The sequence below is a fragment of the Pseudomonas sp. B21-040 genome, from assembly GCF_024748695.1.
Taxonomy (GTDB): domain Bacteria; phylum Pseudomonadota; class Gammaproteobacteria; order Pseudomonadales; family Pseudomonadaceae; genus Aquipseudomonas.
This window is the reverse complement of sequence record NZ_CP087176.1, coordinates 117501-143723: the sequence shown is the minus strand read 5'-3', so window position 1 is coordinate 143723 and position 26223 is coordinate 117501. Positions and strand designations below refer to the sequence as shown.

Annotated in this window: 11 protein-coding genes and 3 rRNA genes (1 of these 14 cut by a window edge); 7 read left to right on the top strand and 7 right to left on the bottom strand. The window is 59.4% G+C overall.

Going from position 1 to position 26223, the window contains the following annotated elements:
- Positions 1-52 precede the first annotated feature (52 nt).
- Both LOY55_RS00640 and LOY55_RS00635 read left to right on the top strand, forming a co-directional pair.
- Positions 53-11518 (top strand): retention module-containing protein, encoded by an 11466-nt coding sequence (locus tag LOY55_RS00640; RefSeq protein WP_223524328.1) that lies wholly within the window; start codon positions 53-55, stop codon positions 11516-11518.
- Between the two features lie 148 nt (positions 11519-11666).
- Positions 11667-12005: a hypothetical protein gene (locus tag LOY55_RS00635; protein WP_007948790.1), complete on the top strand. Its 339-nt coding sequence runs from the start codon at positions 11667-11669 to the stop codon at positions 12003-12005.
- Positions 12006-12227: 222 nt separating this feature from the next.
- Here the strand turns inward: LOY55_RS00635 and LOY55_RS00630 are convergent, their stop codons facing one another.
- From LOY55_RS00630 to lapG, 3 genes are all read right to left on the bottom strand, one after another.
- Positions 12228-12578: a DUF6124 family protein gene (locus LOY55_RS00630; protein WP_408980971.1), complete on the bottom strand. Its 351-nt coding sequence runs from the start codon at positions 12576-12578 to the stop codon at positions 12228-12230.
- Positions 12579-12970: 392 nt separating this feature from the next.
- A complete protein-coding gene (lapD, locus tag LOY55_RS00625) occupies positions 12971-14917 on the bottom strand; it encodes a cyclic di-GMP receptor LapD (RefSeq protein WP_046033202.1) in 1947 nt (648 codons plus the stop codon).
- 14 nt (positions 14918-14931) lie between these two features.
- Positions 14932-15624 carry a cysteine protease LapG gene (lapG, locus tag LOY55_RS00620; protein ID WP_109788053.1) on the bottom strand — a complete coding sequence of 231 codons (693 nt, stop codon included), beginning with the start codon at positions 15622-15624 and terminating at the stop codon, positions 14932-14934.
- Positions 15625-15843: 219 nt separating this feature from the next.
- Between lapG and LOY55_RS00615 the strand changes: the two genes are divergently transcribed.
- The 5 genes from LOY55_RS00615 to LOY55_RS00595 all read left to right on the top strand — a co-directional run bounded on the left by LOY55_RS00615 (position 15844) and on the right by LOY55_RS00595 (position 22854).
- On the top strand, positions 15844-16554 hold the full coding sequence (locus tag LOY55_RS00615) for a GntR family transcriptional regulator (protein ID WP_046033200.1): 711 nt from the start codon (positions 15844-15846) through the stop codon (positions 16552-16554).
- A gap of 682 nt (positions 16555-17236) precedes the next feature.
- Positions 17237-18013 (top strand): DUF3050 domain-containing protein, encoded by a 777-nt coding sequence (locus LOY55_RS00610; protein WP_046033199.1) that lies wholly within the window; start codon positions 17237-17239, stop codon positions 18011-18013.
- Positions 18010-18939, top strand: coding sequence for a diiron oxygenase (locus LOY55_RS00605; protein ID WP_223524334.1), 930 nt, complete (start codon positions 18010-18012; stop codon positions 18937-18939). Before LOY55_RS00610 ends, LOY55_RS00605 begins: the two co-directional genes overlap by 4 nt.
- Before the next feature lie 13 nt (positions 18940-18952).
- Complete coding sequence (locus LOY55_RS00600; RefSeq protein ID WP_258667422.1) at positions 18953-22363, top strand: non-ribosomal peptide synthetase; 3411 nt, start codon at positions 18953-18955, stop codon at positions 22361-22363.
- A gap of 23 nt (positions 22364-22386) precedes the next feature.
- Positions 22387-22854: an SRPBCC family protein gene (locus LOY55_RS00595; RefSeq protein WP_046033196.1), complete on the top strand. Its 468-nt coding sequence runs from the start codon at positions 22387-22389 to the stop codon at positions 22852-22854.
- Positions 22855-22979: 125 nt separating this feature from the next.
- Here the strand turns inward: LOY55_RS00595 and LOY55_RS00590 are convergent, their stop codons facing one another.
- From LOY55_RS00590 to LOY55_RS00575, 4 genes are all read right to left on the bottom strand, one after another.
- Positions 22980-24860 carry a methyl-accepting chemotaxis protein gene (locus tag LOY55_RS00590; protein WP_109788050.1) on the bottom strand — a complete coding sequence of 627 codons (1881 nt, stop codon included), beginning with the start codon at positions 24858-24860 and terminating at the stop codon, positions 22980-22982.
- 319 nt (positions 24861-25179) lie between these two features.
- Positions 25180-25295, bottom strand: a 5S ribosomal RNA gene (rrf, locus tag LOY55_RS00585).
- Positions 25296-25400: 105 nt separating this feature from the next.
- Positions 25401-25516 (bottom strand): 5S ribosomal RNA (rrf, locus tag LOY55_RS00580).
- 157 nt (positions 25517-25673) lie between these two features.
- Positions 25674-26223: ribosomal RNA gene (locus LOY55_RS00575) — 23S ribosomal RNA — on the bottom strand (it continues 2342 nt past the right edge of the window).

The following is a 26223-nucleotide window of genomic DNA, read 5'->3' as shown; positions in this document are numbered from 1 at the left end:
AGAGCCGGCAGGTCATGGAAGTCAACTGAATGCGTTACCCGGAGAGTCTTCAATGAGCAGTGTTGTTGCCATCGTCAAAAGCATTGTTGGTCAAGTTTTCGCGGTGTCCCCTGAGGGCGTCCGTCGTGTACTCGTTGAAGGCGATCGGCTGTTGGTTGGCGATCAGATAGACACTGGCGCATCGGGTGCCGTAACGCTCGAACTGGCTAATGGCCGGACCCTGGACCTGGGCCGCGATACCCAGTGGAGCGGCAGCCAGCCAGACTCCGGCGCCGACCTTGCGCAAGCGACCGCTCAAGTCGCACCGTCGGTTGACGAACTGCAACAAGCCATCGTGGCCGGTGCCGACCCGACCACCGACCTCGAAGCCACCGCCGCCGGCCCTACCGCTGCCGGCACGGGCGGCGCGGCAGGTGGGGGCCACAGTTTCGTGATGCTGGATGCAACCGCTGGCCGGGTGGACCCGACCATTGGTTTCCCGACCGCAGGCTTTGGCACCGCGGCTTTGGCTGCACAGGACACCTTCGGCGGCCAGACAGCCGACACCAACCCGAACCTGCAACGTGAGTCGACCCTGAGCCTGAGCGCCACGCCGACCATCACCGAGGCCGGCGGCGTACTGGTTTACACCGCGACCCTGACCCAGGCGCCGCTGACCGACCTGACCATCACCTTGTCCAACGGCGCAGTGATCGTCATCCCGGCCGGCCAATTGACGGGCACCGTCAACGTGCCATTCGCGCCGAACGACACCGTTTATAACGACCCGACCCAGATCGACGTGACCGTTACCGGCACCACAGGCGGCAACGGCATCATCGTCACCCCGCCGACAACGCCAGCCGTGACCCAGGTCACCGACACCGTCGACACCACCACCGTCACCCTGAGCGCTGCCGCCAGCGTGACCGAAGGCGGCGTGATCACGTACACCGCGACCCTGACCAACCCGGCTCAGACCCCGGTGACCATCACCCTGTCCAACGGCTCGACCATCACCATCGACGCCGGCAACACCACGGGCACTGTCAACGTGCCTACCGCCGCCAACGACGTCTATAACAATGGCAGCACCGTCACCACCACGATTACCGGCGCCACGGGCGGCAACTTCGAGAACCTGGTGTCGAGTACGACACCGGCCGTGACCACCATCACCGACTCCAGGGACGACACAGGCCTGAGCCTGTCGGCGTCCTCCGAAGTGGCCGAAGGCGGCCAAATTCTATACACCGCGACCCTGACCAACCCGGCCGGCACGCCAGTCACCGTGACCTTGAACAACGGCGCGGTCATTACCATCGCAGCGGGCGCGACCACGGGCAGCGTGAGCGTCCCGGCGCCAGCTGATGATGTCTACAAAGACGCTGGCAAAGTCGAAGTGACCATCAAGGACGCCACCGGCGGCAACTTCGAAAATCTGGTCAAAGACCCGGCGGCCGCGGTCACCAGCGTCACCGACACCCTCGACACTTCGACCGTCACCCTGACCGCCACCAGCAGCGTGGCCGAGGGCGGAACTGTGGTTTACACCGCATCGGTCGGTGCTCCGGTCACCGGTTCGCCCGTGATCGTGACCCTGGCCAACGGTCAGACCATCACCATCGACATTGGTAAAAGCAGCGGCACCGTCAATGCCGTGGTCTCGAACGATGTGGTCAATGGTCACGCACCGGTCACCAACTCGATCACCAACGTCAGCGGTGGCAATTACGAAAATCTGGTCGCCGACAAGACACCGGTCAGCACCAGCGTGACCGACACCATCGACACCACCACCGTATCGCTGACCGCTACCGGCAACGTCAACGAGGGTGGCTCGATTGTATACACCGCGACCCTGACCAACCCTGCCGGCACGCCAGTGACCGTGACTTTGAGCAACGGCGCGACCATCACCATCGATGCCGGTAAAACCACCGGCACCGTGAAGGTCGATGCGCCGAAAGATGACGTCTATAAAGACGCTGGCAAAGTGGAAGTCACCATCAAGGATGCCGCGGGTGGCAACTTCGAAAACCTGGTCAAGGATCCGGCCCCGGCCGTGACCAACGTGGCTGATACCACCAACACCACACGCCTGACCCTCAGTGCTGACATAGCGGTGCTCGAAGGCTCGCACATCACCTACACCGCCACCCTGACCAATGCCGCGCAAACCCCGGTGACCATCAAGCTGAGCAACGGCGAGACCATCACCATTGCCGCCGGCCAGACCAAAGGCTCGGTGACCATCGCGGCGCCTGCCGACGATGTCTACAGGGACCCGGCCTTGCTCACCGTGAAGGTGACCGACGCCAGCGGCGGCAACTTCGAGAAGCTCGACGTCAGCAAGGGGTCCGTCACGACCATCGTCCTTGACACCATCAACACGACGTCGCTGTCGCTGTCGGCGAGCCACACCGTCAGCGAAGGTGGCCAGATCACTTACACCGCAACCCTGAGCAATCCGACAGACACGGCCATGACCGTGAAGTTGAGCAACGGCGCGGTCATACAGATCGCCGCTGGCGCTGCCAGCGGTTCGGTCATCGTCGCTGCACCGGCTGACACGCCGTACGTCGATGGCGGCAAAGTCGCGGCGATCATTGTCGGCCAAAGCGGTGGCAACTTCGAAAACGTCGCGGTCAATTACGCGCCAGCGGTCACCACCGTTGCCGATACGAAAGACACCACCGGCCTGACACTGAGCGCCACCGGTTCGGTCGCCGAGGGCGGCTCGATTATCTACACCGCGACCCTGACGAATGCCGCGGGTTCCGCTATGAGTGTGACGCTCAGCAACGGCGCCGTGATCAACATTGCGAAGGGCGCCACCACCGGCTCGGTGAATTTCGCCGCGCCCAAGGATGATGTATACAAGGACGCCGGCAAAGTCGACGCCAGCATCACCAAAACCACCGGGGGCAACTTCGAAAACCTGGTGGTCGACAAGACACCAGCCGTCACCGACGTGACCGACACCATCAACAACAGCACCGTATCCCTGACCGCCACGGCGCACACGGCCGAAGGCGGCAACGTCGTGTACACCGCGTCCGTCACTGCGCCGGTCACTGGCCAGGCCGTGGTCGTCACTTTGGCCAACGGTGAAAAAATCACTATCGCGGTCGGTGAAAGCAGTGCCTCGATCACCGTCAAAGCCCCGAACGATGTGCTGGTCGGCCACGATCCATTGACCAACGCCATTACCAAAGTGACCGGTGGCAACTACGAGAATCTGGTCGCCGACAAAACCCCGACCTCGACCGCCATCAGCGATACCGTGGACACCACCAAGGTGACCATGACCGCCAGCAACTATGTGGTCGAGGGCGGCACCATCACCTATACCGTCAACCTCAGCAACGCCGCCGGCACTGACATGACGGTCAAGTTGAGCAACGGCGAGAGCGTCGTGGTCAAGGCTGGCGACAAGTCGGGTTCCATCACCGTTTCGGCGCCGGGCGATGACGTCTACAAGGACGGCAGCAAGATCACCGTCGGCATCGCCAGCACCAGCGGCGGCAATTTCGAGAAGCTCGACGTCAGCCAGACCACGCACACCACCACCGTCAATGACACCATCGACACCACGACGCTGAAGCTCAGCGCAGACGTGAGCACCGTCGGCGAAGGTGGCCAGATCATCTACACCGCCACCCTGAGCCACCCGGCCGACACGGCAATGACCGTGACGCTGAACAATGGCCTGGTGATCAACATCAAGGCCGGCGAATCCAGCGGTTCGGTGCCGTACACCGTGCCGAATGACATCTACACCGGCGCACCGGACGTGCGCGCAGCCATCGCGAACAGCACTGGCGGCAATTTCGAAAAACTCGACACCGACCGCTCGGCCGTCGTCACCAAAGTCACTGACACCGCCGACACCACCAACCTGACCCTCAGCGCCAGCGGTTCGGTGCAGGAAGGCGGGCAGATCGTCTACACCGCGACCTTGTCCCATGCCGCTGGCAGCGACATGACTGTGAAGCTGAGCAACGGCGCGATCATCACCATCCTCAAGGATGCGGTGTCTGGCCACGTCAGCGTGGACGCACCGAAAAACGACGTCTACCTGGATGCCGGCAAAGTCACCGCCAGCATCGACCAAGTCAGCGGCGGCAAGTTTGAAAGCCTGGTGCCGGACAAGTCCCTGGTCACCACGAACATCACTGACAGCATCAACGACGTGGTCGCCAAGCTGACGGTGGATAACGCCAGCGTCACCGAAGGCGGCAAGATCACTTACACCGTGACCCTGACCAACGCCGATGGCTTGCCGGTCAATAATCACGGTGACCTGACCTTTACTTTGACTGACGGCACCGTGGTCAAAGTGGCGGCCAACCAAACCAGCGGCAACACCGTGGTGACCACCCAGGACAACCACGTCATCAACCAGCCGGTGACAGTGGTCAATCAACTAACGGGCGTTTCGGGCACCAACACCTTCGAAAACCTGGTACTGAGTACCGACAAGACCAGCGTCACCCTCCTCGACAACGACCACGCGCCAGTGTCCATCGGTGGCGCTGTCACCGGCCTCGAAGACTCGACCATCACCCTGAGCTGGAACGATTTCAAGGTCACCGACGTCGATAACGACAGCCCGCTCGGCATCACCATCACTCAGGTATCGGGCGGTGGCACCCTGCTGTTCAATGGCGTGCAGGTCACCTTGGGCCAGACCATCAGCCAGGCGGATATCGCGCTGGGCAAACTGACCTTTGTACCCGCCGCCAATGAATCAGGCGCCGACGGTTATGGCGGTACCAGCGTTGGCAACAAGGCGTTGGACTACGCGCAGATTCAGTTCAAACCTACCGACGGCTTCAACCAGGGCACTGAAGCGACCTTGAAAGTCGACATCACCCCGGTGGCTGACGCACCAACGCTGAACGTCACCGGCAACAACGTTGCCTCGACGGGGTTGATCAAAGAGGTCTGGACCGGCCTGTCGGGCCTCGGCACCGATGGCAGCGGCGCGGCTACGGGCACGCTGAAAAGTGTCATCGATGCTGCAGGCACACCGAATTCCAGCAGCACCGTCAGTAACGTGCAATCCGGCGGTGATGTGGCCCAAGGCACGGCGTCGAAAACTTCCGGCCTGATCTATCTCGAAGCCGGTAAGACCTACACCTTCAGCGGCACTGGCGATGACAGCCTGCTGGTGACCATTGGTGGCAAGAACATCGCGGCCACTACATGGGGCGCCGGGGCCAACCTGAACGGTTCGTTCACACCGTCTGCCAGTGGCTACTACACGCTGGACATCTACCACCATAACCAGAATGGCCCGGGCAACTACGACGTCAACCTGTCGGTCAACGGCAGTCCGGCGATCGACCTGAGCAGCGCTGGCGTGCCGCTCTACACCGGTGTTGCCGACCTTACCCATGCCGGCGTGACGGTTTCCGACCTGCACGGCAGCAAGGGTGAAGGCTACTACGACGGCTACAAACTCAACGAAGGCGCGCAGGGGACCAGCGTTCACCTGTCCGCCATCAACACGGCACTGACCGACACCGACGGCTCCGAAACCCTCAGCGTGAAGATCAGCGGCATTCCGGCCGGCTCGGTCCTCACCGATGGCGCCGGCCACACCTTCACCGCGACCGCGACCTCCGGCGAAGCCAACGTCACTGGCTGGAACCTCGGCACCCTGACCGTGACCCCGCCGGCGAACTACAACGGCCAGTTCAACCTGACCGTGACCTCAACGTCCACCGAGACCCTCGGCGGTTCGGCGCCAAGTACCGCGACGATCCCGGTCACGGTTTACCCGACGGCCTCCGTCAGCGAAGTGGTTGCGACCCTCACCGTGGATAAATCCACCGTGGCCGAAGGTGGCCAGATCACGTACACCGTGACCCTGGCCAACAAAGACGGGATCGCCATCGATAACCACGATGCGCTGACCTTCAAGTTGACTGACGGCACCATCATTACCGTTCCGGCCAACAGCACCAGCGGTTCCGCAACCGTGGTCGCCCACGACGATGTGTACAACGGTGGTCAGCCTTCGCTGGTCAATAAGCTGGAAACTGTCTCCGGTGGCAACGAGAAGTTCGGGCCGACGCTGGATAAAACTCAGTTGACCACCACCGTCACCGACGAGCCTTCGGGTCAGGGTGATCAGACCACCGTGGGTATCAGCGGCACGACGTCGGTGGATGAAGGCCACGCTGCGCATTACACGCTAACGCTGAGCAACACCGCTCAGACTGAAGTGACAGTCACCCTGAAATACAGCGGCACCGCGACCAATGGCGTGGACTACACCGGTGTGGTCAACGTCAAGATTCCGGCCAACAGCAACAGCGTCGGTTTCGATATCAACACCCTTCATGACAAGCTGGCCGAAGGCACCGAGAACTTCAAGATCGCCATTGACTCGGTCAGCGGCGGTAACTTTGAAAACCTGGTTATCGACTCGGCCCACCAAGATGTCAGCACCAACATCACCGACCACGACCACGCCCCAGTGGCAGTCGGCGGCGCTGTCACCGGTGTCGAAGATACGGCCATCACCTTGGCCTGGGACAACTTTCACGTCACCGACGTCGATAATGACAGCCCGCTCGGCATTACCATCACCCAGGTATCGGGCGGTGGCACCCTGCTGTTCAACGGCGTGCAGGTCACCTTGGGCCAGACCATCAGCCAGGCCGATATCGCGCTGGGCAAACTGACCTTTGTGCCCGCCGCCAATGAATCGGGCACCGACGGTTATGGCGGAACGGGTGTAGGCAACAAAGCGGCGGATTACGCGCAGATCAAATTCACGCCTACCGACGGTTTCAACCACGGCACTGAAGCGACGGTGAAAATCGACATCACGCCGGTGTCGGACACGCCGACCCTCACTGTCGACAGCAACACCGTCACCTCCACGGGCCTGATCAAAGAGGTCTGGACCGGCTTGTCGGGCCTGGGCACCGATGGCAACGGCGCGGCTACAAGCACGCTGAAAAGTGTCATCGACGGCGCGGGTTCACCGAACTCCAGCAGCACCGTCAGCAACGTGCAATCGAGTGGCGATGTGGCGGCTGGCACCGCGTCGAAAACGTCGGGCCTGATTTACCTCGAAGCCGGCAAGACCTACACCTTCAGCGGCACCGGCGATGACAGCTTGCTAGTGACCATTGGCGGCAAGAACGTCGCAGCCACAACGTGGGGCGCGGGGGCCAACCTGAACGGCTCGTTCACCCCGAGCACCAGTGGTTACTACACGCTGGACATCTACCATCACAACCAGAACGGCCCGGGCAACTATGACGTCAACCTGTCGGTCAACGGCAGCCCGGCGATCGACCTGGGCAGCGCTGGCGTTGCGCTGTATACCGGCGTTGCCGACCTTACCCACGCCGGCTTGACGGTTTCCGACCTGCACGGCAGCAATGGCGAAGGCTACTACGACGGTTACACGTTCAATGCGGGTGCCGAAGACACCAGCATTCAACTGTCTGCAATCAAGGCAGCACTGACCGACACCGACGGTTCCGAAAGCCTGAGCGTGAAAATCAGCGGCATCCCGGCAGGCTCGGTCCTCACCGATGGCGCGCCGGGCCACACCTTCACCATGAACGGCACCGGAACCTTCGGCGAAGCCAATGTCACCGGCTGGAACCTGGCCACGCTCAAACTGACACCGCCGACGAACTTCAATGGCGACATCAACCTGACCGTAACGGCCACCGCCCAGGACGGCACTGCCGCTCCAGCCAGCACCTCGGTGCCACTGGTGATACACGTGGCCCCGGTCGATGACCCGAGCGTCCTGATCCAGGACACCAGCACGGTCACTGAAGACCACGCAGCCACAGGCAACGTGCTCGAAAATGACCACGATGTCGACAACACGCTGAGTGTCGCGACATTCACCGTACAAGGTGTCACCGGTGTCTTTAACGCGGGTCAAAGCGCGCCAATTGACGGGATCGGCAAGGTGACTATCGGCGCCAACGGCGACTACACCTTCACCCCTGCGCAAAACTGGAACGGCACCGCGCCGACCATCACCTACGCCACTAACACTGGCTCCACCAGCACGCTCAACATCACCGTCACGCCGGTCAACGACGCGCCGACCGTCAATTCCACTTTCGCCCAAGGTGATGAAGATCATTTGATCGCCGTGCAGCTCGGCGGCAATGACATTGACGGCAACATCGATCACTTCACCCTGACCAGCTTGACAGCCAAGGGCAGTTTTTACGCGGACGCCGCCGGGACCATTGCGTTGACCACCAGCAGCGTGATCGCCGCCACCGGCAACGGCGCAACGGTTTACTTCAAGCCCACCGCCGACTGGAGTGGCACCACCAGCTTCACTTACAAAGCGACCGACGACGGTGGCCTGCCTTCTGCGTCTTCGGCGACCGGCACCATCGTAGTCGCCCCCGTAACCGATACCCCGAGCCTGACGCTGACCGGTGGCGGGACAGTCATCTCGACTGACCTCCAGGAAGTAGCGCTGAACACCTATGGCGACGTCAATGTCAGCCAGCTCGGCAACGGCGCATGGCACACAGACAACAACGGTGGCATGGTCGAAATCGGCAAGGCCAGCGTTTACGGTGCGGGTGGTGATAACCAGGTCATCGAACTGGAACGTAATGCGGGCGATGCCAGCAATCTCTACACCGAGATCGCTGCCAAGGCCGGCACCACCTATAACGTATCGTTCGACTATGCACCGCGTGCGGGTGTGGCTGATTCGCTCATCAACGTGTACTGGGGAAGCCAACTCATTGGCACCCTGAACACCGCGACCCCCGGCATGCAGCATTACAGCTTTGACATTCCGGTCACTGTCGATGGCACCCAGAAACTCGAGTTCCGCGCCGGGGACAGCAACAGTCTGGGCGGCGTTCTGGACAACATCAACGTCACTCAGATGCTCAACTCGGGCCTGGAAGACAACGCGATCCTGTTGTCCACCATCGTCGCCAAGACCACTGACGTCGATGGTTCGGAAACACTCAAGTCCATCACACTGAGCAACTTGCCTGCAGGTTCCACACTCACCGACGGTACGGGAAGCCACACCTTCAGCGCTGTCGATGGTAAGACCTCGGTGGACATCACGGGTTGGAACCTGTCCACGCTTAAACTGACACCGCCGGCGAACTTCAATGGCGACATCAACCTGACCGTAACGGCCATCGCCAAAGACGGCGATGCTGCACCCGCCAGCACCTCGGTGCCACTGGTGGTGCACGTCGCGCCGGTCGACGACCCTAGTATGCTGACTGCCGACCTCAATACCGTCCTCGAGGACAAGGTCGCCACCGGTAACGTACTGACCAATGACCGCGATGTGGATAACGTCCTGACCGTGGCCAAGTTCACGGTGGGTGGCACCGAGTACACCGCAGGGGGGACTGCCAACCTCGCGAACGTTGGCAAGCTGACCATCGGTGCCAACGGTGAGTACAGCTTTACCCCGGCCGACAATTGGAGCGGCAAGGTGCCGACGGTGACCTACACCACCAACACCGGCTCAAGCACCACGCTGGACATTAGTGTGACCCCGGTCGCGGATACACCGACCGTGTCCGCCACCACCACCCAAGTGGCCGAGAATGGCAGCATTGCGCTGGGCTTGACTGTAACGTCGGCAGACAAAGATGGCTCTGAAATCCAGACCATCACCAAGATCGGCGGCATCCCGGCTGGCGCGACGCTGACCGACGGCACGCACACCTTCACCAGCACAACCGCTAACGGTGCCATCGACAACCTCAGCGGTTGGGATATGAGCAAGTTGAGCTACACCCCGGCACCGTATGCCACCGGCACCAACACGCTGACATTTACGGCCGTCTCGACCGAGAGCCAGGGTGGTTCCGCCACCAGTACGACCCAGATTCCGATCACGATTAATCCGGCGACCTACAACGCCATTACCGCAACGTCCGGCAGTGACACCATCACCGGCACCGGCGGCAACGACATCATAGTCGCCGACATCGGCGGCCTGACCGTGGTCCCAGGCACCAACTACAACATCGCGTTCATGGTCGACAGTTCGGGCAGCATGAGTTCGTCGTCGATCAACGCCGCCAAAGACTCGCTGACGTCGGTGTTCAACACCCTCAAGCAGAGCATGGGCGGCAACTCAGGAACGGTGAACATCTTCCTGGTGGACTTCGATACCCAGGTCAACAGATCGGTATCGGTCGACCTGAAAAATCCGGATGCCCTGACCTTGCTCAAATCGGTACTGGACTCGATGTCGTCCGGCGGCGTGACCAACTACGAAGATGTATTCAAAACCACGGCCAACTGGTTCCAGAGCGCCGCCGCCGTGGCCAACACCGGGGCGAAGAACCTCACGTACTTCATCACCGACGGCCAGCCGAACTACTACCAGACGGGCGAGCAGCCCAACCCGACGCTGTACGGCAGCGTGAAGCTCGATGACGTGGTGAAAACCAGCAATTACAAGCCGGGCGATACCTTCTCCACGACAATCGACAGTACTCACAAACTGACCATCGACAGTGACGGGTTTGCGACGCTGTACACCTTGGTAGGCTCCAAGAACTGGAAAGCCAGCGACGTGGGCACCATTCACGCGCAGGGCGATGGTACTTACGAGTTGTCGACCCTGACGGACAGCGGCAATACACAGACCCTCGTCGATAACTCCACCTCCAGCTTCGCGCTGCTGAGCAATGTGTCCAACGTTGAAGCCATTGGTCTGAACAAGGGTGTCACCCTTACCGACCTGAAACCGTACGACTCGGACCATGCGCCGCAAACCAACATTGATCCGAGTAACCTGGCCAACTCGATCATCGGTCACACCGAAGCGACACAACCAGGTTCCGACACGGTCAATGGCGGTGACGGCAATGACATCCTGTTCGGCGACCTCGTGAGCTTCAACGGCGTTGCCGGCGAGGGTTATCAGGCGATGCAGGCGTTCGTTGCCCAGCAGACCGGCGTCGACGTCAGCAAAGTCACCACCAGCAACGTGCACCAGTTCATCACCGAGCACTACACCGCGTTTGATGTGTCCGGCGCCCATGACGGCAGCGACACATTGTTGGGCGGCGCGGGTAACGACATCCTCTTCGGCTCGGGGGGCAACGACAGCCTCGACGGCGGCAAGGGTAACGACATCCTGCTCGGCGGCACTGGCAACGACTCGCTGATGGGCGGCCAGGGCAACGACATCCTGATTGGCGGTTCGGGTGGCGACACCTTCGTGTGGAAGTCTGGCGACACCGGTAATGACGTGATCAAGGACTTCAAGGCCAGCGAAGGTGACCGCATTGACCTGGGTGATCTGTTGCAGGGCGAGAGCGGCAGCACCATCGACAACTTCCTGAAAATCAGCACCGTCGATGGCGTGTCGTCGCTGCAAGTCAGCTCGGGCGGCAAGTTCAACTCCGGCGACGCGGCAGCCGCGACACCGGACGTGACGATCAAGCTCGAAGGCAACAACTGGTCCAGCGCCAACATCAACTCGTTGATTGCCGGCAGCGACCCGACCATCAAAATCGACCACAACAACAGCTGATCAAACGAAAAACGGCCGCCCTTATGGGGCGGCCGTCACGTTTGCGACCTTCACCACGGTGACGATTTCGTCGCCGCACCGCATACTCGCGTCCAGTTGGCCTATGCTGCTGACAGCATGACGCTGGTCCATTTCTGAGGGATGCTCAATGTTCTACGTGCAACGCGATGCGCAAGGCCAGTTAGTGCGCGTGGAAGCCGCGGCCTACGCCGAGGCCACGGAAACGCTGCCGGCTGACCACCATGAAATCCAGGCCTGGTATGCCAACGAAGTGATGGAGACCAGCCTCAAACAGCTCAAGCAGAGCGACCTGGAAATGATCCGGGTACTCGACGACTTGATCCAGGTGCTGACCAGCAAAGGCGTGATCCGCGTCACCGACCTGCCGCCAGCGGCACAGGCCAAGTTGATGGACCGGACCCAGGCCCGTGAAGCCTTGGGCGGGTTGAGCCATTTGATTGATGATGAAGAGACGGGGTTGATCTAAGGCCCCGCCTTTTTTGGTGTCTGTTCTGGCGCCTTCGCGAGCAAGCTCGGCTCCTACAGGGATTTCGGTCGTTCCAGATCGTTCCCACGCTCCGCGTGGGAATGCCTCAAGGGACGCTCCGCGTTCCGGTTCCAGCCTCGCCACCGGCATTGCGCCTGGCACCGATGTGACGCAGAGCGTCACGGGCTGCGTTCCCACGCAGAGCGTGGGAACGATCAAGAACTAGCCTGGCAATCCTTCCGAACCCGGCGCCAACTCTGGCGATTCAAGGTGATCCAGCGCCCGCTCCACCAATAAATGAACCCCATCGGCTATCCGGCTAAGCCCCAGCGCGACACAGCGGCGTGAGTCTTCTACATCGTCTGCAAGATCGGCGGCGATGGCGCTGATGGAGCGCAGGTCTTCGGAGGCGTTGGCGAGAAGGGCTTCGGTGGGGATGTCGGGGGAGACGGTGAAGAGATGGCCTCTGCGGGGAGAAGGCGGATTGGGCGTTACTTTGAACATAAGAAAAACTCCTAAACAGTCAGTTGAGACCGTCACCGTTCGCTTGCACGCGAATAGGGTGGCGGCCATGCGCAGGTGTGCAAGACCGGGACTGTTTAGGACACCCAGCAGATCCGAAGATCTCCTGCGCGCAGCCGCCATAAAGCAGCGAGCATACAAATGCTCATCGTGAGATATGGCAATACGCAACCTAAACAGTTTGGTCGGACTTGCACGTCCGTGTCACCGAATTTTCAGTGACAAGGCCAGACTAGACCTGCCCATTACCCGGAACAAGTTCACCAAAACCGACGCAACTCGAAGGAAATCTCCTAGGAATTTGCCTTCAGATTTTCCGGTGACTGCACGGACGCCATCGCGAGCAAGCTCGGCTCCTACAGAGATTTTGGTCGTTCACACAGTCTGTGTTCACTGAAGATCTGCCGGCTCCGGGCGGCGTTCCGACGATGAGGGCATCAGCCTCACTGCCAAGGCTTGGGCTCACCAAACAACTGCCCCTGAACCCCATAAATCCCCATCTCCCGAATTACCGACAGCTCCCCTTCGGTTTCGACCCGCTCGGCAATCAGCGGCAAATCGATGCTGTGCGCCGCGCGCTGGATCGCTTCGATGAACAGGCGCTTGTCGCTCTCCTGATCGATCGCCCGGATGTAACCGCCATCGATCTTCAAGTAGGCCAAGCCAAGCCGCGCCAGGTTGCCGATCATGCTGAAGCGGCCGCCAAAGCGCTGCAGGCTCAAGGAGAAGCCGAGTTCTCGCAGGCGCCGCGTCAGCTCTTCCAGCATCGCTTGCTCTGGCAGTTGTTCCTCGCCGATTTCCAGCGTCAGGCGCGGGCCCAGATTGGAATGGGCGCGCAAAATCTCGAAGATTTTATTCAGCGCCTGCGGATCGCCCAACGTCGCCGACGACAGGTTCAACGCCAGCGACTCTTCGTGGTCGGCCATCTGCTCAAGCACCAATTCCAGCATCAGTCGATCCAGCCGCGCGGTCCAGCCAAAACGCTCCAGCCATGGCAGGAAGCGCCCGGCGGGAATGGTCTGCCCCTGTTCGTCGAGCAAACGCGAAAGCACTTTGTAATGCAGCACCAACTGGGTGTCCTGGCTGGCCACGACCGGCTGGAAATACAACTGGAACCGCCGCTGCTCCAACGCCTGGTCCAGCAAGTTGTTCCACGCATGATGGTCATCGCCGACACTGGCCGATGCGCTGTGATCCAGGCACGCCCAACTCGGCTCGCCCTGGGCTTCCGCCTGGGCCAACGCCTGATCACCCAGCCCGAGCACCGCTTGCGGCGAGTCGCCATGAACGAAAGGCGCCAACCCGATCGACGCCACCGAGGCCACATCGGTGGCGCCTGTCGCATGCAGGCTCGCCAAGGCACTGTCGAGGTTCTGCGCCAGTTGCAACGCTTCTTCACGCACCAGCCCCGGCGCCAGCACAGCGAACTCACCGCCGCGAATCCGCGTGACGAGGTTTTGGGTTTCGGGGTACTTGGCACACTCGCGGGACAACTGCTCGCCCACGGCTTTCAACAACTGGTCGGTACGCTGGCCGCCCAACCGCTGGTTCAATCCGGCCAGGTCCTTGACCCGCAACAGCAGCAGATATCCCGAACTGGCCTGCTCCGGGTTGCTCACCCGGGCGTTCAATTGCATCTCGAAATAACGACGGTTGGCCAGCCCGGTCAGGTTGTCCTGATAGCTCTCGACCCGCAGTTTTTCACTGCGCTCGGCCTGCTCCTGGAACAGCGCCTTGAGCTTCTCGACCATCTGGTTCATTGCCTGCACCACGCGGCGCAGTTCCGGGGTGCGTGGCAGTTCCGGCAGGCTGAGGAACTCGCGGCGGGCGATGGCGTGGGATTGCTGGACCATGTAGTCCAGCGGCTTCAATTGCCGGCGCAACAACAACGCGCCCAGCGCCGCGCTCACAGCGCCGCAAAGCAACAACCAGCCCAGACTGCCCAACGCGCTCTGCCACAACTTGGCCAACGCGAACATCGGGTGGCTGACCACCTCGACCCGTGCCGCCTGCTCCCAGCCCCGGCTGACAATCGCATCGCCGCCCGCGGCTTCAAGGCCGATCATTTTGACGAACCAGTCCGGCACGTTGTTCACCGCCGGAATCCCGCTGCGTTCGACAATGGTTTGGTCGTTGCTCAGGTCGACCACGCGAATATTTGCGTAGTAACCGCTGTCGAAAATCGAGCTCACCAACAGCTCGACCATCGCCGGGTCGTCGATGTTCGGCGTCAGGGACAGCGCCAGTGCCGTCGCGGCGTCCTGGGCGTGGGAGCGCAACTGGTTGACGTACTGCGTGCGCGAGCTTTCCAGACTGACCATGAAGCTACCGGTGAAGGCGACGACCAGGAACAGACAGATTGCGATCAACAGCTGTTTGAACAAAGACATCTGAGCGCGTGCTCCTAGTTAGTCGTTTCGACCGGGAAACCTTCGGCCTGCATTTTCTTCAACACGTCCTGCCAGCGGGACAGGCGCTTGGTGTCGCCGACTTTTTTATTGCCCTTGGCGCCGGGCAAATACAGACCTTCGGCATTGAAAGAGTAGACGGGTAACAGATCGGTCCGCTGGCTGGCTGGTTTTATCTCGTTGATCAGGCTGTCGAGCACCAGCGGCATGGCCTCGGGGCTCGAATAGTAGGTCAACACCATGTGCGCCCGATTCTGGCGCAACGCCTTGACGTAGGTGATGCGTAACTTGTCACTGGAGACGCCGAGATGACGCAGGCTGAAATACTTGGCAATCGCATAATCTTCGCAATCACCGGCGCCCTTCCACAGCGCTTCGATGGGCGTTTCCCAATAGTCGACCTCGTGCCACAGATCGATATCCTCGACGTAACGCACCTGCTTGTTGAAGAACAGGTTGACCACTTTGAGCTGTTCTTGCTCGCTGACTTGCTTCTGAGTGGCCAGCAAATGCTGCCAGGCATCGATCCGTTGCTGCCCTTCACCTAACGGTCCGTATAAGGCTTGCGCACGGCGGCTGATCAGCGAAAAATCCCAATCGGCCTGCAAGCCGCCCAGCATGAGGCCGGCCAGTAGCAGCGCACAGCACAGCCAGCGCAAAGTCCGTGGGATCGCGAAACGTACCGCCAATGCGAGGCATCCAGATCAGGCAAATGGTATTCGGCCGATGGTGCAGGTTAGCCCGATAAAAGACAATGGCACGGTGCAATCACGAACGGCACGCTAGACTTGTATTGTGATTGACATAAAAAGAGTGCGATTGAAAAACCTGACTTGTTTGACAAGCTCCATTGCAGTCTCTAGTGTCCATTTGGATCCAAATATTTCAGTCGAATAGGGTGCGTAGTAGTGCCACAAAAGACCAACCCTCTCAGCAGCATCAAGGTCAGCGGGCCTATTCCCGCCCACCTTGCACGTTCGGTGATCGAAGAAACGCTGCGCGCGGCGATTCTCGATGGACGCATCCCTTGCGGCACTGCATTGCGCCAGCAAGACCTGGCCGATTTGTTCGGGGTTAGCCGCATGCCCGTGCGCGAAGCCTTGCGCCAGCTCGAAGCCCAGGCGCTGCTCAACGTTGTCGCCCACAAAGGCGCCGTCGTCGCACCGCTGGTGCAGGGCGATGCGGTTGAAACCTATGCACTGCGGATTTTGTTGGAATCTGAAGCGCTGCGACTGTCGATTCCACTGCTTGAGAAAGAAGACTTCGAAGCAGCGGCCCGTCATATCGACGACATGGAGACAGAGCACGACTACTCGGAGATCGGTCGGCTCAATCGCCTGTTCCACATGTCGCTGTACGTCAAGGCGCCTAACCGTCGCCTTCTCGGTCTGATAGAAGAAGGGTTGAACGAGGAAGAACGCTTCCTGCGCTTCAACCTCGAAGCGATGGGCTTGGGCAAACTGTCCCAGGATGATCACCGAGCGATGTTACTGGCGGTGGAAGACCGCGACATCGAGCGCGCGGTAACGATGCTCGAGAATCACCTCAATCGGGGTGTCGAGGTCATTACACGCTACCTCGCCAGCCCTGAAGCGCTGAACAAGAAAACCTCCCGGTAAACCGTTCTGGCCAGTTGAGCGAGCAGATCAAACTGCTCGTTTTCGCTTGTCACGACGGCGCAGAACCCCACGCTAAAGCCTTGCCCTCGATTTCCCCCTCCCAAGCCCCGTTATTGCACTGAGAAGATGACATCTCAGCGATAGCGGCTGCCGTGATTTACGCTCACTCTTGGACTGCCAACAACCAATGAACGGGCGACGCTGCGCACCTGTGCAACAGTCCCCGCACCAAGAACCTAAGGAAGGAGTCTTGTCACGGGAACGGAAGCACCGGCGTTGGTCCCGGCCAACTTCCACCCTCTAAAGTCACCTCATTGATTTAACTAAGAAAGTTGCTACGAGTGAGGCATTCACTCTTCATTTGAATTTTGACTTTCATTAGTCGAAAGGAGCAACTACGTCCAAATAAAACTTAAACCCAAAGTTTTATCGGAACTTGTCACACTCGAAAAATATGAACTTTAATTTAATTAAAAAATAACTTGCCGGATACTTTATTCGTGTATTAGTTTTTGTTCGCCGCACTGAATACAGGCCTGCAACCCTTTATCTGCGGACCACTACTCACTCATACAGACCCATTAGCCTGAGGCCTTTGCTCGCCCACAGAAAACTTTAAACGACAGAGGCTTATTGGCCGAAACTTCCTTAATCGCACTTTCGATCACATATAGGTTCGCTCATGAAGCCGAATAAAGACCGCCTCAACCAGAAGAAAGCAGAACTTAGTGCGCACCCGATCTTTTCTGAAATACATTCGCTGTCGGTACTTCAACGCTTTATGGAAACCCATGTATTTGCCGTGTGGGATTTCATGTCGCTGACCAAGCGCCTGCAACAAGAACTGACCTGCGTTCAACTGCCCTGGCTACCGCCACGAGATCCGCAGGCCGCGCGCCTGATCAATGAAATCGTGTTGGGTGAAGAGTCCGATGATCGTCCTGCCCACGGTCATTACAGCCATTTTGAGTTGTATCTGGATGCGATGCGCGAAGTCGGCGCCAGTACGGTCGCGGTGGAGCGCTTTGTCGCGTTGCAACAAGAAGGCGTTAGCTACGACGTCGCGTTGCAAAGCGTGGACGTTGATCCGGCGGCGGCGCAGTTCGTGCGGCACACCTTGCACACGGCGTTGCATGCCCCGGGGCACAGTGTTGCCGCGGCGTTTTTACATGGTCGTGAGAGTGTGATTCCGCAGATGTTCCAGCGCATTCTCGACGATTGGGGTATTGGCATCGAACAAGCGCCGACCTTCCGTTACTACCTGGAGCGGCACATCGAAGTCGACTCCGAAGACCATGGCCCGGCAGCGGAAAAACTGCTCGCCCGGTTGGTCGATGGCAATCCGCAACGCGAAGAAGACGTCTATGCCAGCGCCATTGCCGCCGTAGAAAGTCGCATCGCACTGTGGGACGGCCTGCGTCTGAGCATGGGCGAGCCTTTGCCGGAGGTGAGCGCATGAACGCCGCCGACTACCAATCCTTCGCCGACGCCTGGGAGAGCCGCGCGACGATCCGCACTCGCCCACGGCGGATGTTGGAAAACGACGACAAGCTGATCTATCCCTTGAGTCGCCAACCGCTGGTGCTGAACGAAACCTTCCTGCGCGAATGCCCGGAGCAACGGGACTTCGCCTTGGTGCAGACGCTCTACAAGTTCATCAATGATGTGGTGATTTTCGAAACCGAGATCGTCGACAAGACCGCTCGCAGCATCGCCAAGAATCGCTTCGCCGTGGCGTTCCCGTTCGCCTGCCGTTACGACGCCATGACCGTGGTGGTGGACGAGGATTACCACGCCTTGGTCGCCATGGACTTCATGCAGCAGACCATCGCCCTGACCGGCATCGCGCCGATGGTGCTGCCAGATGAAATCGAACTCAGTCGAGCCATTCCGGCAGCCGTGGCGCTCGCGCCGGAGCGCCTGCGCAGCCCCGTCGAATTGATTTGCGTGGCCATTGCCGAGAACACCGTGACCGGCGATGTCGCGGCGTTTGCCAAGGACGACACGGTCAAGCAGTCGATCAAAGGCCTGATGGCCGATCACTTGCTCGACGAAGGTCGCCACTCCGGCTTCTGGGCGCGGCTGGTGCGCATCTACTGGCACACCGCGAGCGAAGACGATCGCCATTGCATTGCGCAGATTCTACCGGTGTTCATTGGCCATTACCTGACCAACGACATTCAGAAGTCCTTCGACTTGCGCCTGATCGAGTCCTTGCAGATCAGCGAGACGGCTCGTCAGGCACTCAAGCGCGAAGTCTCGGGACTGGCCTTCCCGATCAACCGTCATCACCCGTTAGTCGCCAACATCGTGCGGTTTTTCCGCAGCAGTTCGCTGCTCGATTCGCCGTGCGTGCAAGACGCCCTCTGCGACTACCTGGTCTAACGAGGAGAACACCATGAGACGTCTCGACATTTTGCTCATTGGGCAAAGCCAGGCCTTGACCGACCTGGCGCTGGAACTTGAACAGCACGGTCATTCGTTAGTGCGGTTCGACGCGCTCAACGAGCAGTCGTCGTTTGATTTGCTGATCGACGATGCGAGTCTGCCGTTTGCCGGTTTCGACGCAACACCGCGACTGACGCTGCAACTGGGTGTCGGCGCATCGCAGGTTTGCGGTTTGCCGCCGCTGGACGTGTTGTGCACGTATAACTCTGCCTTGTTCACTCGCATACCGATCGCCGACGAACCTGGCGGCAATGGCCAGGCATTGCGCCTGCGAGCCATGGCAGAGTTGCTGGATCACGTCGCGCTGCTGGTCAGCCGCTTCTCCCGCGATGCCGACTATTTCCTGCACACCGAACCGGCCGCTCCCGCTCATTTTGAGCGGGTGGAAAACCTGCTGTTTCTGGAACACCTGGCCTTCGTCCACGCGCTCAACCTGACCGAGCAATCCTGGCTGCTGAAGCTGGCTCAGATCTCGATGATCGAGCGTCTCGAACAACGCCTCCACCAGTCGGCCGAGCGCCCCGCGCTGACGATCGGCGAGACGACGCTGAGCTATCGGCAATTGCACGCGCACAGCCGTGCGATCCAGCAGCGTTTGCAACCACTGCTCGATCAACATGAAGGGCCGTTGGTGGTCGCAATCTGCCTGCCCAAATGCAGCGCGCTGTATGCGGGGATCCTGGCGATTCTCGGCAGCGGCGCGGTGTATTTGCCGCTGGAGCCGAGCCATCCTCTGCAACGTCAGCAGTACATTCTTTCCAATGGCGGGGCCGTGTTGTTGCTGCATGACGGCCAGCATCCACTTGCCGATGACACGCCGGGGCTGGACATCAGCCGTATCAACGCCGAAGACGCGGACCTCGAACAACCGTTGATGCGCCACCGACCCGATCTCGATGCGCCGTGCATGGCGCTCTATACCTCGGGCACCACCGGGCATCCCAAAGGCGTGCTGCTCAGTCAGGCCAACCTCGCGCATTTCACGGCGTGGTATGCCGACTACGTGCAACTCACCGAGCACAGTCGGGTGCTGCAGTTTTCTTCGTTGAGTTTCGACTCATCGCTGATCGACATTTTCCCGACCTTGCTTCAGGGCGCCGAACTGGTCGTGCCCAGTGACGATCAACGTCGTGCCCCCTTGCAACTGGTCGAACTGATCCGCCACCGACAACTCAGCCACGGTTTTTTGCCACCGGCCTTGTTGAGCATTCTGCCGCTGGATCAGTTGCAGGTGCTGGCTCATGTGATGACTGGCGGCGACGTTTGCGAACCCTGGGTAATCGAGCAACTGACGCGCCAGGGCAAGCTCTACAACCTGTATGGCCCGACCGAAGCCACGGTGCTGATTACCGCGCGACAGTTGCGTACCGGTGACAGCAATCGAACCCTCGGCGCGCCAATTGCCAACAGCCAGGTGCTGATCCTCGATGAAGACTTGCAACCGGTCACCGACCACACGGTAGGCGAGTTGTACATCATCGGTCCGGGGGTTTGCCTCGGGTATCTGAACAACCCGCAGCAAACCGCTGAGCGCTATCTGAACCTGAATGTGTCAGGCGGCCAAACCCTGCGCGCCTACCGTACCGGCGACATGGCGAAGTGGACCGGCGACGGCGTCGAGCTGTGTGGTCGCCGGGATAACCAGGTGAAGATTCGCGGCTTTCGGGTTGAACCGGAAGAGATCGAGCGCTGCCTGCGCGACAGCCAGTTGTTCCGCCAGGTGGCGGTGGTCATCGACAGTCAGCGGCGCATTCTGGCTTTCCTCGCACAGCCTCAGGAAGACCGACCCGGAGCCGCTCGCGAAGCCTTGAAGGCTCACGCGGTGCAGTTTTTGCCGGACTACATGCAACCCGGCGCCTGGACCGAATTGCAAAGCATGCCGTTCGCCAGCAACGGCAAAGTCGACCGCAAGGCGTTGCTTTCAATGCCGGTCAGCGTCTTGGAAAACACCACGCGACGTTTGCCGGCCAGTGCCGATGAGGGGCTGCTGTTGGAGATCTGGGCCGAGTTGCTGGAGCTGCCGGTCAGCGATATTTCTACCGACGAAAGCTTCTTCAATCTGGGCGGCCACTCGATTCTGTTGTCGCGCATGTTGCTGCGATTACGTGAGGAGTTTGGTCGCAGCATCTCCATCAATCGCTTCATCGAGCTGCCGACCATTGCGAAGTTGGCGACCTTGGTGCGTGGCTCTGGTACTGAAGAAGTGCTGAGCGAAAAGGCACTGGCCGATGCTTTCCGTGAGCTGGATATTCAGCCGTTGCCGGTCAGCAAAATGGGCGATGTGCACAAGGTGATCGTCACCGGCGCCAACAGTTTTGTCGGTGTGCACATTGTCGAGGCGCTATTGGGTTGGGGCGCAACGGAAGTCGCGTGCCTGGTGCGCGATGGCGGGGGGCAAACGGCGGCTGAGCGCTTTGCTCATGCCTTGCGCGAAAACCGCTTGGAGCATCTGGACCTGAGTCGGGTGCGGGTTTACGCAGCGGACATTGCCCGTCCATTCCTGGGGCTTTCCTGTGAAGTTTACGAGCGCCTCGACCAAGAGTTTGGTGCACTGGTGCACAACGCGGCCAACGTCAATCACGTACTCGATTACGAGTCGCTGGCGCGGGACAACGTCGAGCCGATTTTCGAGTGTCTGAGGTTGTGTGAAGGGCGCAGCAAGAAAATTTTCAATTTCGTCTCCACGCTCTCGGCCTCCAGCACGATTACCGCCGATGGCCGAGTCCTGGAGTTACCCGCCGCGCCGACCCCGCCGATCTACATCAAGAACGGCTACAACCTCTCCAAGTGGGTTGGCGAACGGATTCTTGAACGGGCGCGCGAGCGTGGGGTGCGGGTCAACCTTTATCGCCCCGGCAACATCAGTTTCAACAGCCTGACCGGCGTCTGCCAGCCGCATAAAAACCGCTTGATGCTGATGCTCAAAGGCTCGATCCAGCTCGGTCGTGTACCGGAGTTCGCGCTGAATTTCGACCTGATGCCGGTGGATTTTCTCGCCCGCTTCATCGCCTTCCATGCCAGCCGCTATCAGCCTGAAAAAGCGGTGTTCAACCTGCACAACCCCGAGCCCCTGAGCTGGGACGACTACGTGGCGTCCTTTCGCGAGGCCGGGCGGGAGTTCTCCATGGTCAGCGTCGCCGACTGGCAGCAGCAACTGGACCGGGTCGACAGCGACAACGCTCTGTTCGGCGTGCTCGGGTTTTACCTCAACGGCTTTGAAGAAGACATCGGCGACATCTCGATGATCGGCCACGACAACGCCCAGGCCGGCGTGCGGCAAATGGGTGCGCATTACCCGGAAAAATCCCCGGCGCTGCTGCGTCGTGGCTGCGACTACCTGAAAGAAATCAACTTCATCTGATTCAACCCAAACGGAGCAAAACCATGAGCACTCTGCAACCCGATACCCTGATCAAAAATCCTCAAGGCTGCCACGTCGTGTCCTCGGTGGAAGTGCCGGCCGATGCCAAGGAAGTCTGGGCAATCGTCGGCAACTTTGCCGGCTTCGATCGGTTCATTCCGGCGCTGTCGCACATCGAAATGACGGGTGAAGGCGTGTCGTCCTTGCGCAAGAAATTCTTCAAGGACGGCAACCTCGTGGTCGAACAACTCAACTCGCGAAATGACCACGCGTTGAACATGACCTGGACCACGATCTACAACACGTTGGGCGTGGCCAATTTGTGGGCAGCGATGAGCGTTGAGCCCCTGGGCGCGGGCAAGTCCCGCGCGACCTGGACCATCATCGCCGAGCCGGCGCAGGGAGGTGCCGAGGCACTGCCGGGCTTCAAGGACTTTGTGCAGGGGTTTGCCGATGATGCGATGAACAATGTGTTGAAGTTGTTTGCGTAGGGCTTTCGTTCGGTGGTGATTGATCTACCGCCATAGCGGGCAAGTCTGCTTCCACAGGGATCACCGGAAACCTGTGGGAGCGGCGGTGCGACTTGCCCGCGATTGAACGATAACGCGGTTTTGAATCAGATCTTGAAGCTATCAACCAACTGCTTCAACCGGTTCGCCTGCTGAGACAAGGCATCGCAATCCTTCAATGTTTCATTGAGGTTGGCCACGCTCTGCTGGTTCAGCAGGTTGATCTGATTGACGTCGACGTTGAGCGTTTCCACCACGGCGGTCTGCTCTTCGGTGGCCGCCGCGACTGATTGGTTCATACCGTCGATTTCGCCGATGCGCCGGGTCACGCTGACCAGTCGCAGGCCCGCCTGGTTAGCCACTTCGACGCTCTGTTCACTGGAGAGCTGACTGGCGTTCATAGTGGTCACCGCTTCACGAGAACCGATCTGCAGCGAGGTGATCATCTTGTGGATCTCCTCCGCTGACTCCTGCGTGCGGTGCGCCAGGTTGCGTACCTCATCCGCCACCACCGCAAAACCACGACCCGCTTCACCGGCACGGGCCGCCTCGATGGCCGCGTTCAGGGCCAGCAAATTAGTCTGCTGGGAAATACCTTTGATCACATCCAGAATGTGCCCGATGTTATCGGTGCTGGCGTTCAGGGTTTCGATTTGGGTGCAGGACAGGCTGATTTTCTGCGACAGTTCGGTCATCGCCAGAATCGTTCGCTCAACCACCTGACGACCATCGTCCGCCTGCTCGCTGGCACCACTGGCATGCTGCGAAGCGTCAGCAGCGTTGCGTGCAATTTCCTGCGTAGCAGCACCCAATTGGTTAATCGCTGCGGCCACACTGTTGGTGCGAGCGCTTTGCTCGTCGGAGCCGATGATCGAGGCGTTGGACGATGTCATGACCCGTTGCGACAGGTCATGAACCTGGCGGGTGGCCGAAGACACTTCGCTGATCGAGGCGTGAATGCGTTCCACAAACTGATTGAATGAACCGCCCAGCTCACCGAACTCGTCGTTGCTTTCGACGGATAGCCGTCGGGTCAAATCGCCGTCACCCTGAGCGATGTCTTGCATCGCGCGGCCCATGGTCGTCAACGGACGCATCAGCACATTGATCAGCAAGCTCAGCAGCACTGCAATGGCCGTCACGGCGATGAACATTGCGATCAATGCCGAGGTGCGGAACTGGCTCAATGGCGCGTAGGCCTTGTCCTTATCAATCGACAGACCGATGTACCACTGGGCATTCGGCAAACCACTCACCGGGGTGAACGAGAGGATGCGATCCTGCTTGTTCAACGTGACGTCCTGATTACCCTTCTCGATCCGCACACCGGCGTTCGGGTAGATGTCCTTCAGGTTCTTCATGACATGGTCTTTGTCCGGACTGACGATCACCTGGCCGTCGGCGCTGACCAGGAACGCGTGACCGATACCACCGAAGTCCACTGAGTTGATGATCTTCACCAAGGTCTCCAGGCTCAGGTCACCGCCGACTACACCAAGCAACTCGCCATTCTTTTTCACCGGCATGGCGATGGTCACCACCAGACCGCCAACGGCTGCCATGTAAGGTGGGGTCAGCATGGTCTTGTCGACCGCAACGGCTTGTTTGTACCAGGGACGCTGACGCGGATCGTAGCCGTCCGGCATCTTCGCGTCAGGACGCTGCGTGAACACGCCATTGGCCTGGCCAACGTAAGTGAACTGGAAGTTAGAGGTGAAAGCCGGTTGGTCGATCAGGCCCGCAAGGTCCGCGCTGGCGCCTTGGTGCGCGACGTTTTGCGCAAGGCTCTCCAGAACCAGCACCCGGCCACTCATCCAGTTCTGCACGCTGCTGGCGGTCAGATCACCGGCTTGCTGGACAGCGGTTTCGAGACTTTGCCGGATGGTGTTCCGCTGCAAATAGTCGTTGTACAAAGTGAACAACGCGAATGCCAGCACGACGACGCCGGAGGCGGCCAACAAGATTTTATGGCTGAACTTGAGATTCATTTCATAGGACTTCTTATGCAGAAAGTGGGGATGCGTTCCGAGTTGCAACATTCCATGTAACAGCGCAAACGGCATTCTGCGACCGCTCTACTTTGGTGCACGCATGTCTCAACAGTCTGTCGGCACCAGAGCGGGAAATCTTAGAAATTTGTATGAAATGCCCAGGACTTCGGTCGAACGGCGTACCAACGGGAATAGACACAAATAGAAAAGCCAGTCCCTGATTTCCAGAGGCTGGCTTTTTAGTTTCTGTGGTTTTTGGCGTCCTGAAACGACAAAACCCCTGTCTGCGTTAACAGACAGGGGTTTTGGAATTTAATCTTGACGATGACCTACTCTCACATGGGGAAACCCCACACTACCATCGGCGATGCATCGTTTCACTGCTGAGTTCGGGATGGGATCAGGTGGTTCCAATGCTCTATGGTCGTCAAGAAATTCTGTGACCAGCCCGTTACAGCCGTAACGTGCCAGCAAAATAGGTGACTTCTACTAAAACAAAACCCCAACTGCTTTCGCAATTGGGGTTTCGGAATTTAATCTTGACGATGACCTACTCTCACATGGGGAAACCCCACACTACCATCGGCGATGCATCGTTTCACTGCTGAGTTCGGGATGGGATCAGGTGGTTCCAATGCTCTATGGTCGTCAAGAAATTCGGGTACCGAGTCGTGGCCAACTGGCCGCGCTTCAGCAAATTGGGTATGCGATAGTTGGGTGTTTTGTGAGTATCTCGAACTTTCGGTTCGTTTCGTCTTCACACACCGCAATCTGATGCTCTCTCGAGTAGTCAAATTGCTTGGGTGTTATATGGTCAAGCCTCACGGGCAATTAGTATTGGTTAGCTCAACGCCTCACAGCGCTTACACACCCAACCTATCAACGTCGTAGTCTTCGACGGCCCTTCAGGGGACTCAAGGTCCCAGTGAGATCTCATCTTGAGGCTAGTTTCCCGCTTAGATGCTTTCAGCGGTTATCTATTCCGAACATAGCTACCCGGCAATGCCACTGGCGTGACAACCGGAACACCAGAGGTTCGTCCACTCCGGTCCTCTCGTACTAGGAGCAGCCCCTCTCAAATCTCAAACGTCCACGGCAGATAGGGACCGAACTGTCTCACGACGTTCTAAACCCAGCTCGCGTACCACTTTAAATGGCGAACAGCCATACCCTTGGGACCGGCTTCAGCCCCAGGATGTGATGAGCCGACATCGAGGTGCCAAACACCGCCGTCGATATGAACTCTTGGGCGGTATCAGCCTGTTATCCCCGGAGTACCTTTTATCCGTTGAGCGATGGCCCTTCCATACAGAACCACCGGATCACTAAGACCTACTTTCGTACCTGCTCGACGTGTCTG